Source organism: Lelliottia sp. EB106-05-01-XG201 (assembly GCF_058791735.1).
The window spans coordinates 3573916-3587050 of sequence record NZ_JBYTDV010000001.1; the positions used below are offsets into that span (position 1 = coordinate 3573916).

The window sequence follows — 13135 nt, forward strand, 5'->3', positions numbered from 1 at the left end:
TCGTATTTCAATTGTCTTTTTATTGATGCTTTTTTGTTAATTTATTGTTTATTTTTAACAATGGTTATACCAATTGCCCTGTTTGGGGTATCCTTAAGGGCCCTTTCGTTATAACTCCCGTCCTGTCGGGCTTTTGTCTTAAAAGTAGACATAATTTGCAACACATGTGACACGTGCGGCAGAACCCGGTAACACCTTCCTGACACAGGGCTAATGATGTTTACAGTAATGTAACCTTCCCGTAAAATGCCCCCACACTTTAAACGCCACCAGGTCCCCGTGGAATTGAGGTCGTTAAATGACACTTAGGAAATACAATAAAAGTTTGGGATGGTTGTCGTTATTTGCAGGCACTGTTTTACTCAGTGGCTGTGATTCTGCGCTTCTCGACCCCAAAGGACAGATTGGACTGGAACAACGTTCCCTGATTCTGACGGCCTTCGGCCTGATGATGATCGTCGTTATTCCTGCCATTTTGATGGCAGTTGGTTTCGCCTGGAAGTACCGTGCGAGCAATAAAGATGCGAAGTATAGCCCTAACTGGTCACACTCCAACAAAGTGGAAGCTGTGGTCTGGACGGTCCCTATTCTGATCATCCTGTTCCTTGCCGTGCTGACATGGAAAACCACTCACGCGCTTGAGCCGAGCAAACCGCTGGTTCACGATGAAAAACCGATTACCATTGAAGTGGTCTCCATGGACTGGAAATGGTTCTTCATCTATCCGGAACAGGGTATTGCCACCGTGAATGAAATCGCCTTCCCGGCGAACACTCCGGTACAGTTCAAAGTCACCTCTAACTCCGTGATGAACTCCTTCTTTATTCCGCGTCTGGGCAGCCAGATTTACGCGATGGCCGGTATGCAGACTAACCTGCACCTGATCGCGAATGAAGCAGGCACCTACGATGGTATCTCCGCCAGCTACAGTGGCCCGGGCTTCTCAGGTATGAAGTTCAAAGCTATCGCAACGCCGGACCGTGCCGCTTTCGACCAGTGGGTCGAAAAAGCGAAACAGTCTACCAACACCATGTCTGACATGGCGGCATTCGATAAAGTGGCGACACCTAGCGAATACAACAAGGTGGAATACTTCTCTAACGTGAAACCTGATTTGTTTAAAGACGTTGTGAACAAATTTATGGACCACGGGAAGAGCATGAACATGACTCAGCCAGAAGGTGAGCACAGCTCGCACGAAGGTATGGAAGGCATGGACATGAGCCACGCGGAAACCTCTCACTAAGGGGCCGAGGAAGAAAATGTTCGGAAAATTGACACTGGATGCAGTGCCGTACCATGAACCGATTATCGTGGTTACGATTGCTGCAATTATCATTGGTGGCGCGGCCTTACTGGGCCTGATCACTTACTTCGGTAAGTGGAGCTACCTGTGGAATGAGTGGCTGACTTCGGTTGACCACAAAAAACTCGGTATCATGTACTGCATCGTCGGTATCGTCATGTTAATTCGTGGCTTTGCCGATGCAATCATGATGCGTAGCCAGCAGGCACTTGCTTCGGCAGGTGAGGCCGGCTTCCTGCCACCGCATCACTACGACCAGATCTTTACCGCGCACGGCGTGATTATGATCTTCTTCGTGGCGATGCCGCTGGTTATCGGCCTGATGAACGTGGTTGTGCCGCTGCAAATCGGCGCGCGCGACGTGGCGTTCCCGTTCCTGAACAACCTGAGCTTCTGGTTCACGGTTGTCGGTGTAATCCTGGTTAACCTGTCACTGGGTGTGGGCGAATTCGCACAGACCGGCTGGCTGGCATACCCACCGCTTTCGGGAATTGAGTACAGTCCTGGTGTTGGCGTCGATTACTGGATTTGGGCGATTCAGCTCTCCGGTATCGGTACGACCCTGACCGGTATTAACTTCTTTGTGACCATTATCAAGATGCGTGCCCCTGGCATGACCATGTTCAAGATGCCGGTATTTACCTGGGCATCTCTGTGCGCCAACATCCTGATTATCGCGTCCTTCCCAATTCTGACGGTTACCGTCGCGTTGCTGACCCTGGATCGCTATCTGGGCACCCATTTCTTCACCAATGATATGGGCGGCAACATGATGATGTACATCAACCTGATTTGGGCATGGGGTCACCCTGAAGTGTACATCCTGGTTCTGCCGGTCTTCGGTGTGTTCTCCGAAATCGCAGCGACCTTCTCGCGTAAACGTCTGTTTGGTTACACCTCACTGGTGTGGGCAACCGTGTGTATTACCGTTCTGTCGTTCATTGTTTGGCTGCACCACTTCTTCACCATGGGTGCGGGCGCGAACGTAAACGCCTTCTTCGGTATTACCACCATGATTATCGCCATCCCGACCGGGGTGAAGATCTTCAACTGGCTGTTCACCATGTATCAGGGCCGTATCGTGTTCCACTCAGCAATGCTGTGGACCATCGGCTTCATCGTCACCTTCTCTGTGGGTGGCATGACCGGCGTACTGCTGGCGGTACCGGGTGCTGACTTCGTTCTGCACAACAGTCTGTTCCTGATTGCGCACTTCCATAACGTTATCATCGGCGGCGTCGTCTTCGGCTGCTTCGCTGGCGTAACCTACTGGTGGCCAAAAGCCTTCGGCTTCACGCTGAACGAAACCTGGGGCAAACGTGCGTTCTGGCTCTGGATTGTGGGCTTCTTCGTGGCATTCATGCCGCTGTATGTGCTGGGCTTCATGGGTATGACCCGTCGCCTGAGCCAGCAGATTGATCCGCAGTTCCACCCAATGCTGGTTGTTGCAGCCTGTGGTGCGGTGCTGATCGCAATGGGTATCGCATGTCAGCTGATTCAGTTCTACGTCTCTATTCGCGACCGCGAGCAGAACCGTGACCTGACCGGTGACCCATGGGGTGGCCGTACGCTGGAGTGGGCAACCTCCTCCCCGCCTCCGTTCTATAACTTTGCCATTGTGCCGCAGATCCATGAGCGCGACGCATTCTGGGAAATGAAAGAGAAAGGCGAAGCGTACAAGCAACCTGCTCATTACGAAGAGATCCACATGCCGAAAAACAGCGGCGCGGGCATTGTGATTGCCGCCTTCGCTACGGTATTTGGCTTCGCCATGATCTGGCATATCTGGTGGCTGGCCATCGCGAGCTTCGCAGGCGTCATCATCAGCTGGATTGTGAAGAGCTTTGACGAGGACGTGGACTACTACGTACCAGTCCGTGAAGTCGAAAAACTGGAAAACCAGCATTTCGATGAGATTTCTAAAGCGGGGCTGAAAAATGGCAACTGATACTTTGGCGCACCCAACTGCCCATGCGCATGACCACGCGCACCACGATACAGGGCCGATGAAAGTCTTCGGCTTCTGGATCTACCTGATGAGCGACTGCATTCTGTTCTGCTGTCTGTTCGCGACCTATGCCGTTCTGGTGAACGGCACAGCGGGCGGCCCGACTGGCAAGGACATTTTCGAACTGCCGTTCGTTCTGGTCGAAACCGCTCTGCTGCTGTTCAGCTCCATCACCTACGGCATGGCGGCGATCGCCATGTACAAAAACAACAAGAGCCAGGTTGTCTCCTGGCTGGCGTTGACCTGGCTGTTTGGTGCTGGATTTATCGGGATGGAACTCTATGAATTCCATCACCTGATTGCTGAAGGCATGGGCCCGGATCGAAGTGGCTTCCTGTCAGCGTTCTTCGCGCTGGTCGGTACCCACGGTCTGCACGTCACATCTGGTCTGATCTGGATGGCGGTGCTGATGTTCCAGGTTTATCGTCGCGGCCTGACCAATACTAACCGCACCCGTATCATGTGCCTGAGTCTGTTCTGGCACTTCCTGGACGTGGTGTGGATCTGCGTGTTCTCGGTTGTCTATCTGATGGGGGCGATGTAATGAGTCATACTAACGATCATGGCGCTTCCCACGGTAGCGTGAAAACCTACATGACAGGTTTTATCCTGTCGATCATCCTGACGGCACTCCCGTTCTGGATGGTGATGAGCGGAACGGCTTCTCACACGGTGATTCTGGGCACGGTCCTGATCTCCGCTGTGGTACAGATTCTGGTGCATCTGGTTTGCTTCCTGCACATGAACACCAAATCCGATGAGGGCTGGAACATGACGGCCTTCATCTTTACCGTGATTATCATCGCTATCCTGGTAGTCGGTTCCATCTGGATTATGTGGAACCTGAACTACAACATGATGGTTCACTAAGAGCGGCGAGTATGTTTAAGCAATACCTGCAAGTAACGAAACCAGGCATCATCTTTGGCAACCTGATCTCCGTGATCGGAGGGTTCCTGCTGGCCTCTAAGGGCAGCATCGATTACACCCTCTTTGCATCCACGCTGATCGGTGTGTCACTGGTGGTTGCGTCCGGTTGTGTATTTAACAACTACATCGACATGGATATCGACAGGAAGATGGAAAGGACCAAGAATCGGGTGCTTGTCAAAGGCCTGATATCTCCTGCCGTCTCGCTGGTGTACGCCACCTTGCTGGGCTTTGCTGGCTTTATGCTGCTGTGGTTTGGTGCCAACCCTCTGGCCTGCTGGCTGGGGGTGATGGGTTTCGTGGTGTATGTGGGCGTCTACAGCCTGTATATGAAACGTCACTCCGTCTACGGTACGCTGATTGGTTCTCTCTCCGGCGCTGCGCCGCCGGTGATTGGCTACTGCGCCGTCACGAACGAGTTCGACAGCGGTGCGCTGATCCTGCTGGCTATCTTTAGCCTGTGGCAGATGCCGCACTCCTACGCCATCGCGATTTTCCGCTTTAAGGATTATCAGGCAGCGAACATCCCGGTTCTGCCGGTCGTGAAAGGCATTTCGGTCGCCAAGAATCACATCACGCTGTACATCATCGCTTTCGCCGTGGCGACGCTGATGCTCTCGCTTGGCGGTTACGCCGGATATAAATATCTGGTGGTGGCTGCGGCAGTGAGCGTCTGGTGGCTCGGGATGGCGCTGCGCGGTTACAAAGTGGAAGACGACAAAGTCTGGGCACGTAAGCTGTTTGTGTTCTCGATTGTTGCTATCACTTCGCTTTCCGTGATGATGTCCGTCGACTTTATGGTGCCAGATTCACACAATTTGCTGACTTACGTCTGGTAAGAACGCTGATTTGAAAAAGCCGGGTGATGATAACCCGGCTTTTTTTTGCCCGGCGGCGCTACGCTTGCACGGGCCTACGGGTTCGGTAGGCAGGGTAAGGCGAAGCCGCCACCCGGCAATGATTTGCCCCCCGTAATATCTCTTAAACAAACACCTATTTACCGCACTTAACACCCCGCCTACACTAGTGCCTGCTTTTGATCAGAGGTGGTAATGAACGATTATAAAATGACACCAGGCGAACTGCGCGCAACCTGGGGTTTAGGGACTGTTTTCTCGCTGCGCATGCTCGGCATGTTTATGGTCCTGCCTGTTCTGACCACCTATGGTATGGCGCTTCAGGGCGCCAGCGAAGCGTTGATCGGTCTGGCGATTGGTATTTATGGTCTGGCCCAGGCGGTCTTCCAGATCCCTTTCGGATTACTATCCGATCGCGTTGGCCGTAAACCGCTGATCGTCGGCGGCCTGATGATCTTTGTGCTCGGCAGCATCATTGCCGCGCTGTCGGACTCCATCTGGGGCATTATTCTTGGCCGTGCGCTGCAAGGCTCAGGCGCGATTGCCGCCGCCGTCATGGCGCTGCTTTCCGATTTAACCCGCGAACAGAACCGGACCAAAGCGATGGCCTTTATCGGCGTCAGCTTTGGCATCACCTTCGCCATCGCCATGGTCCTCGGCCCGATCATCACCCACAAGCTCGGCCTGAACGCCCTGTTCTGGATGATAGCCGTGCTGGCCACTATTGGCATTGCGCTGACGATCTGGGTCGTACCAGATAGCAAAAATCACGTCCTGAACCGCGAGTCGGGGATGGTGAAAGGCTGCTTCAGCAAAGTTATCGTCGAACCGCGCCTGCTGAAACTCAACTTCGGCATTATGTGCCTGCACATCCTGCTGATGTCCACCTTCGTCGCCCTGCCCGGCCAGCTGGCGGCAGCCGGATTCCCGGCGGAAGAGCACTGGAAAATCTATCTGGTGACCATGCTGATCTCCTTCGCCTCCGTGGTGCCCTTTATTATCTATGCCGAAGTGAAACGCCGTATGAAGCGCGTATTTCTTGGGTGCGTGGCGCTGTTGTTAATCGCGGAAATTGTTCTCTGGGGCTCCGGCCCGCACTTCTGGGAGCTGGTCCTGGGCGTGCAGTTGTTCTTCCTTGCGTTCAATCTGATGGAAGCCCTGCTGCCGTCGCTGATCAGTAAAGAATCCCCTGCCGGATACAAAGGTACGGCGATGGGGATTTACTCCACCAGCCAGTTCCTGGGCGTCGCCATCGGCGGCTCGCTCGGCGGCTGGGTAGACGGATTATTTGATTCGCAGACCGTGTTTCTCGCGGGTGCGCTGCTGGCAATGGTCTGGCTGCTGGTCGCCAGCACCATGAAAGAGCCGCGCTACGTTAGCAGCCTGCGGGTGGAAATCCCGGACGGTATAGAGATAAGCGACACGCTGAAACAACGGCTGGAAGCCACAGAAGGGATAAGTGAAGTGTTAATCGTCCCGGAAGAGCGCAGCGCTTACGTCAAAATCGACAGTAAAGTCACCAACCGCTTCGAAGTGGAGCAGGCTATCAAAGCCTGAAAAAATGCCCGGCGTGTGTGCCGGGCATTTTCGTTTTTAATCGCGGAAGTTCTTAAACTGGAACGGCTGACCCAGGTCGCCGCCGCGCACCAGCGCCATGACCGCCTGCAGATCGTCGCGCGCTTTACCGGTGACGCGAATCTCTTCGCCCTGAATTTGCGCCTGCACTTTCAGCTTGCTGTCTTTGATGAGCTTAACGATTTTCTTCTGCATCGCGCTCTCAATGCCCTGCTTAAGCTTGGCTTCTACAAACCAGGTTTTACCGCTGTGCACGAACTCTTCCGGCACATCCAGAGACGTCCCTTCAATGCCGCGTTTGAGCAGCTTGGCGCGCAGAATATCCAGTAACTGATTGACCTGGAAATCGGACTCGCTCAACACCTTGATGGTCTTATTCGCGTCGTTGAGCTCAAAACTCGCCTCTACGCCACGAAAATCGAAACGTGACTCAACTTCACGGCTGGCGTTATCCACGCCGTTGCGGACTTCCTGGATATCAACTTCTGAAACAATATCGAAAGATGGCATCTTTTCTTCTCCTTTTACTTTTGTTGCGTTGCATAATACCCGCAACGAGGCATAACTCAACAGAAGCTTAGCTGACGGCGCTATACTTAACCGACACGCCTGGCGTAGTTGCAGGTGAGGAGGAACAATGAAAATTACCGTGCTCGGATGCGGAGCCCTGGGCCAGCTTTGGCTCACCGCACTGTGCAAACATGGACACGAGGTACAAGGCTGGCTACGCGTCCCCCAGCCGTATTGCAGTGTAAACCTGATCGATGAAGATGGAAGTATCTTTAACGAATCGCTCACCGCCAACGATCCCGATTTTCTGGCGCAAAGCGACCTGCTGCTGGTCACGCTCAAGGCCTGGCAGGTCTCGGACGCCGTCAAAGCGCTGGCCGCCACCCTCCCCCGCACCACACCAATTGTGCTGGTGCATAACGGCATGGGTACCATTGACGAACTCAAAAGCATCCACCAGCCGCTGCTGATGGCAATCACCACCCATGCGGCCCGTCGTGACGGGAACATCATCGTCCACGTGGCAAGCGGCGTCACCCATATGGGGCCGGCGCGCGAGCAGGACGGCGATTACAGCTATCTTGCTGACGTGCTGCAGCACGTGCTGCCCGACGTGGCCTGGCACAACAACATTCGCCCGCAGCTGTGGCGCAAACTGGCGGTCAACTGCGTGATCAATCCGCTGACGGCGCTGCTGGACTGCCCGAACGGCGAGCTGAAAAATCATCCGCAGGAAGTGGCCGCCCTGTGCGCCGAAGTCGCGGCAGTGATTGAGCGCGAGGGCATCCACACTTCGGCGGACGATATCCGCTATTACGTCGAGCAGATCATCGACAGCACCGCAGAAAACATCTCCTCGATGCTGCAGGACGTGCGCGCACTGCGGCACACGGAAATCGACTACATCACCGGATATCTGCTCAAACGCGCCCGCGCGCACGGCATTAGCGTGCCGGAAAATGTGCGCCTGTATGACATGGTTAAACGTAAGGAGAGTGAGTATGAGCGCGTCGGCACTGGTATGCCTCGCCCCTGGTAGCGAAGAGACAGAAGCGGTCACCACCATTGATTTGCTGGTGCGCGGCGGGATTCAAGTAACAACGGCCAGCGTCGCCAGCGATGGCAATCTGACCATCGTCTGCTCGCGTGGCGTGAAACTGCTGGCCGATGCGCCGCTGGTCGAAGTGGCTGACGGCGATTATGACGTGATTGTGCTGCCCGGCGGTCTGGAGGGTGCAGAAAACTTTCGCGACAGCCCCCTGCTGGTCGAAACCGTCCGCCAGTTTCACCTCTCCGGGCGGATTGTCGCCGCCATCTGCGCCGCGGCAGCCACCGTCCTGGTTCCACACGATCTTTTCCCGATCGGCAATATGACCGGTTTCCCGGCGCTGAAAGACCGCATCCCGGAAGGGCAATGGGTCGATAAACGGGTGGTCTGGGATCCGCGCGTCAACCTGCTGACCAGCCAGGGGCCGGGCACCTCGATTGATTTTGCGCTCAAGATTATCGATCTCGTCGTTGGGCGTGAAAAAGCCTATGAAGTGGCGTCATCCCTGGTGATGGCGGCAGGGATCTACAACTACTACGAGGCGTAAACCCGCGCAGATTTTCCCTTCAAGCTGGCCCCGTGCCAGCCTTTCTTTTCTCGGTTCATTATTGCGGCAGTAATCACACTTCTTATCTTTCTTTCTGAGAAGGCTTCTCATCGCATTCATTCCGTGAAAGACTCACTTCAACTGGCATATACCAGTTAGACACTTCGCCCCCTACCAACACAGATAACGGCGAAGAACAGAAATCTCTTCTGGAGTAAGCAATGTGATTACATTTCTTGAGAACAGAGTCATTCCTGTCCTGATTCGCGTCGGCGAAAACAAAATCCTGGTGGCGGTGCGTAACGGCATCGCCCTGACGCTCCCCTTCACCATTACCGGCAGCCTGTTTCTGATCCTCGCGAATTTACCGATTCCAGGCTGGACCGACTGGCTCGGCCCCTACGCCGAGAAACTGAGCGCGCCGGTTGCCGTGACCTTCGGCGCTATCGGGCTGATTTCCGCCATCGGCATCAGCTACAACCTGGCGAAAGAGTACAGCCTTAACGCTTTAACCTGCGCCATCGTCACGATGGTGGTTTTTTTACTGGCCCAGCTCAACGATAAGTATCAGCTCAATGTCGATAATCTCGGTGCCGCCGGGCTTTTCTCTGCCATTATTCTGTCGATTCTGACAGTGCAAATTGTCCGCTTCTTTATTCATCATAACGTGGTGATAAAACTTCCCGACGGCGTTCCCCCGGCGGTCGCGCAATCTTTCGCAAGCCTGATTCCGGCGGCGGTGGCGATTACGCTTATCTGGTTCGTTAGGGTCATTCTTAACTTCGATATTAATAACTTCTTCACGCTGATTCTCAGCCCGCTGGTCACTGGCTTAGGATCGCTCCCCGGAATGCTGGTATTAATCTTTTTAATTTCACTTTTGTGGTGCTGCGGTATCCACGGGGATAACGTCCTTTCGGGGATCACCGCGCCTATCTTCCTGAAATATATCGCCGAAAACACCCAGGCCTATTTGCACCACCAGCCGATTCCGCATATTACCGCCGACGGGTTTTATATCGTCTTTATGTGTCTCGGCGGCACCGGGGCGACGCTCGGGTTAGTGATGGCGATGATGCGCTCGCGCAGCAAGCTCTATAAATCCGTCGGCAAACTCTCTTTACCCTCCGCGATATTTTGCATCAACGAGCCGGTGATATTTGGCTGCCCGATTGTCTTCAACCCGTTGCTGATGATCCCTTTCACCCTCACCCCGATGATTCTCTGTATTTCGACCTATGCCCTGATGTATTTCGACATCATTGGCCGCCCGGTGCTGCAAATTCCCTGGACCATGCCGCCGATTTTCGCCGCGTGGTTCGTCACCGGGGGCAATATTCCTGCCGTGATTTGGTCGGTCTGCACCATTGCTATTTCAGCCCTCGTCTGGCTGCCGTTTTTCAAACTCGCAGAACGCAAACAGTTAGAAACCGAAGCGGCGGAAGAACATTCGCGCCGTGAAGCAGAAAAACTTCCCGATCCCATCTTGTAAAAAGGATTCACGATGAAAAAGCTCAAAATTGTCACGATTGGTGGTGGCTCAAGCTATACGCCGGAATTGATCGATGGATTTATCAAACGCTATGACGAACTCCCGGTCACCGATTTCTACCTGCTGGATATCGAAGAAGGCAAAGAGAAGCTGGAGATCGTCGGCAAGCTCGCCCAGCGCATGGTGGAAGAAGCCGGTATTCCGATGAACATTCACCTGACGCTGGATCGCGAAGCGGCCCTGAAAGATGCCGATTTCGTCACCACCCAGCTGCGCGTCGGCTTCCTGGATGCGCGCATCAATGATGAGAAAATCCCGCTGAAATACGGCGTCCTCGGCCAGGAAACCACCGGTCCCGGCGGGTTTATGAAAGCCCAGCGCACCATTCCCGTGCTACTCGATATCTGCAAAGCGATGGAAAAATGTTGCCCGAACGCGTGGCTGATTAACTTCACCAACCCGGCGGGCATCGTGACCGAAGCCATCACCCGCCATTCGGCAATCAAAACCATCGGGATTTGCAGCGGTGCCAACAGCATGATGATGGACATCGCCAAAGCCTACGACGTCAAAAAAGCAGATATTTACGCGCGCATTATCGGCCTTAACCATCTGATTTTTGCCGATAAAATTTACGTGAAAGGTGACGATCTCACCGATGATTTTATCGAGAAGCTGGCCGTCGGCAGCGCCAATAACTCGCTGAAAAACATCCCTGATATCGGCTTTACCGCCCGCTTCGCTCGCGCCCTGCACATGTACCCTATCTCCTATCTGAAGTACTACTTCCTGACCCGCGAAATGACGGAGACGGCAATCCGCGATTCAGAGAAAAAAGGCACGCGTGGCGAGCAAACCCGTGAGATTGAGAAAAAGCTGTTTGAGCTCTATCAGGACCCGAACCTGAACCACAAACCGAAAGAGCTGGAGCAGCGCGGCGGCGCGTGGTACTCGGACACGGCCTGCTCGATCATTAGCTCGATTTTCAATGACAAAAAAGAAGTCCACGTGGTGAATACCGTCAATAACGGCGCAACGCCGGATCTGCCCGATCACGTCACCCTGGAAACCAACGCCGTGATCGATAAAAACGGGGCTCATCCGCTGGCCTACGGCAGATTGCCGGTGAAAATTCGCGGGCTGATCCAGAGTGTCAAAGCCTACGAAGAGCTCACCGTCGAGGCCGCCGTCACCGGGGATTACGCCACCGCCCTGCTGGCGCTGAGCATCAACCCGATTGTGCCATCCGCCGCCATTGCCGAGCAGATCCTCGACGAGTATCTGGAAGTGAACCACGCTTATTTACCTCAGTACCAACGCTAAGGAACTGCGATGAACGTTGAAATTGTTGAAGATTACCCGGCGCTCAGCGCCACCGTGGCCCAGCGCGTGATGGATTCTGTGACACGCAAACCCGATGCCCTGATCTGCATTGCCGGGGGCGATACGCCGCTCGGCGTGTTTGATGCTCTTGTACGCGCCAGTGAAGAAGGAAAAGTCGATTTTTCCCGCGCGGCGTTTGTCGGTCTGGACGAGTGGTTAGGGCTGGGCAAAGCCGATAAGGGAAGCTGTCGGGAGATGGTCTGGGGACATTTTTTCAGCCGTCTGACGCTGCGCGATGATCAGATCTGCTTCTTTGACGGCTTAACCTCTGACCCGACGGAAGAGTGCCGCCGCGTCGATCGCTTCATCCGCGAACATGGCGGGATCGAAACGATCGTGCTGGGCATCGGCATGAATGGACATATCGGCTTTAACGAGCCGGGTGCCGCCATTGATACGGAGTGTCACGTGGTCGATCTGGACGAGGTTACCCAGTCGGTTTCGGTGAAGTATTTCGGTCAGGCGCGCGAGGTGAAACAGGGGATATCCCTGGGGATGAAAACAATTCTGGCGGCGAAGTCGGTGATCGTGATGGCCAGCGGGGAGAAAAAGGCCGCTATTGTGGCGCAAACCCTGCGCTCAGATATCGATGCCCGTATCCCGGCAACGCTGCTAAAAAACCATTCGCAGGTGCAAATGCTGGTGGATAAAGCCGCCGCGACTCAGCTTTAACTGACTCTGACAGGCGCATTCGCGCCTGTCATCTTTCAATGCGTAGATTCTTAACCCGGAACAGATCCGCGCGGTTATAGCTGATCGAATAGTTAAAGGCTTTCTTGTCGCTGAGCCGTGTAACTTCGGTAATTTTTAGCATCGCGTCTCCCGGTTTAATATCCAGCAGCGTCGCTAATTCTCGGTCAAAAAGTGCCGCTTCAATCAATGAATCCGCGTCGCTGATTTTTTTCCCGGTGTACTCTTCGATATAACCGTACAGCGATCCCTTTTCCAGAACAGACTGGGGAATATCCGCGATGGTTTGCACGGGAATATTGGTGTCCTCCACCAGAACGGGCTGACCGTCCAGAAGACGAACGCGGCGGATAAACCAGACGTCGTCGCCAGGTTGAATCTCAAGATGTTGTGAAAGCGCGGGATCGGCCTGAATGGTCGTGAAGGTGATTAAGCGGCTGGTGACATTCACGCGTCCCTGGAACTCGCGAGAAAAACCGAGAATGCTGTCGCTCTTTTCGTTGTTGAGGATATAGATATTGCTGGCGGTATTTTTCAGCACGAACATGCCTTTGCCATGAATGCGCTCGATATAGCCTTCCTGAACCAGGTTCGCCATCGCTTTTTGCACCGTCACCCGCGTCACGTTATACACGCTTGCAAGGTCACGCTCGGACGGAATGCTTTCCCCGATTTTATATTTCTGGTCGAGAATATCCTTTTTCAGCTTCTCTTTTATTTCCAGGTATTTATGCATGATTCCCTCGCGACGAGCCCAAAAAAAAAGCCGGGTGGCGGCTGCGCCTTACC

13 protein-coding genes are annotated in these 13135 nt (G+C 54.1%); 11 read left to right on the forward strand and 2 right to left on the reverse strand.

All coding sequences use genetic code 11. From position 1 onward, the window contains the following. The first annotated feature begins 298 nt into the window (after positions 1-298). The 6 genes from cyoA to AC3WS9_RS16795 all read left to right on the forward strand — a co-directional run bounded on the left by cyoA (position 299) and on the right by AC3WS9_RS16795 (position 6658). A complete protein-coding gene (gene cyoA, locus AC3WS9_RS16770; protein ID WP_095280998.1) occupies positions 299-1246 on the forward strand; it encodes a cytochrome o ubiquinol oxidase subunit II in 948 nt (315 codons plus the stop codon). Between the two features lie 16 nt (positions 1247-1262). Beyond that, positions 1263-3254: a cytochrome o ubiquinol oxidase subunit I gene (cyoB, locus tag AC3WS9_RS16775; protein ID WP_282492627.1), complete on the forward strand. Its 1992-nt coding sequence runs from the start codon at positions 1263-1265 to the stop codon at positions 3252-3254. Then, a complete protein-coding gene (locus AC3WS9_RS16780) occupies positions 3244-3858 on the forward strand; it encodes a cytochrome o ubiquinol oxidase subunit III (RefSeq protein ID WP_095280996.1) in 615 nt (204 codons plus the stop codon). The genes cyoB and AC3WS9_RS16780 overlap by 11 nt, the downstream gene beginning before the upstream one ends. Further along, positions 3858-4184, forward strand: a complete 327-nt coding sequence (locus AC3WS9_RS16785) for a cytochrome o ubiquinol oxidase subunit IV (RefSeq protein WP_100777410.1) — start codon at positions 3858-3860, stop codon at positions 4182-4184. Before AC3WS9_RS16780 ends, AC3WS9_RS16785 begins: the two co-directional genes overlap by 1 nt. 11 nt (positions 4185-4195) lie before the next feature. Continuing rightward, positions 4196-5083 (forward strand): heme o synthase, encoded by an 888-nt coding sequence (gene cyoE / locus AC3WS9_RS16790; RefSeq protein WP_100777411.1) that lies wholly within the window; start codon positions 4196-4198, stop codon positions 5081-5083. Between the two features lie 213 nt (positions 5084-5296). Continuing rightward, entirely contained in the window at positions 5297-6658 is a 1362-nt protein-coding gene (locus AC3WS9_RS16795; protein WP_285145215.1) for an MFS transporter, read from the forward strand. A 36-nt stretch (positions 6659-6694) separates the two neighbouring features. On the opposite strand, the gene AC3WS9_RS16800 is transcribed toward AC3WS9_RS16795, so the two are convergent. Then, complete coding sequence (locus tag AC3WS9_RS16800) at positions 6695-7186, reverse strand: YajQ family cyclic di-GMP-binding protein (protein WP_095280993.1); 492 nt, start codon at positions 7184-7186, stop codon at positions 6695-6697. Positions 7187-7313: 127 nt separating this feature from the next. Here AC3WS9_RS16800 and panE point away from each other — a divergent pair, with 127 nt between their 5' ends. The 5 genes from panE (at position 7314) to AC3WS9_RS16825 (ending at position 12328) form a co-directional block, all read left to right on the forward strand. Next, the gene (gene panE / locus AC3WS9_RS16805; RefSeq protein ID WP_492489434.1) at positions 7314-8225 is read left to right on the forward strand and encodes a 2-dehydropantoate 2-reductase; all 912 of its coding nucleotides are present in this window, start codon (positions 7314-7316) and stop codon (positions 8223-8225) included. Beyond that, complete coding sequence (yajL, locus tag AC3WS9_RS16810) at positions 8188-8781, forward strand: protein deglycase YajL (RefSeq protein ID WP_492489436.1); 594 nt, start codon at positions 8188-8190, stop codon at positions 8779-8781. The genes panE and yajL overlap by 38 nt, the downstream gene beginning before the upstream one ends. 223 nt (positions 8782-9004) lie before the next feature. Beyond that, positions 9005-10273 (forward strand): PTS sugar transporter subunit IIC, encoded by a 1269-nt coding sequence (locus AC3WS9_RS16815; protein ID WP_282492631.1) that lies wholly within the window; start codon positions 9005-9007, stop codon positions 10271-10273. A 12-nt stretch (positions 10274-10285) separates the two neighbouring features. Continuing rightward, positions 10286-11596 (forward strand): 6-phospho-beta-glucosidase, encoded by a 1311-nt coding sequence (locus AC3WS9_RS16820; RefSeq protein WP_492489438.1) that lies wholly within the window; start codon positions 10286-10288, stop codon positions 11594-11596. Positions 11597-11605: 9 nt separating this feature from the next. Beyond that, positions 11606-12328 (forward strand): glucosamine-6-phosphate deaminase, encoded by a 723-nt coding sequence (locus AC3WS9_RS16825; protein WP_492489440.1) that lies wholly within the window; start codon positions 11606-11608, stop codon positions 12326-12328. 28 nt (positions 12329-12356) lie between these two features. Here the strand turns inward: AC3WS9_RS16825 and AC3WS9_RS16830 are convergent, their stop codons facing one another. Continuing rightward, positions 12357-13082, reverse strand: coding sequence for a GntR family transcriptional regulator (locus AC3WS9_RS16830; protein ID WP_282492634.1), 726 nt, complete (start codon positions 13080-13082; stop codon positions 12357-12359). Between the last annotated feature and the right edge of the window lie 53 nt (positions 13083-13135).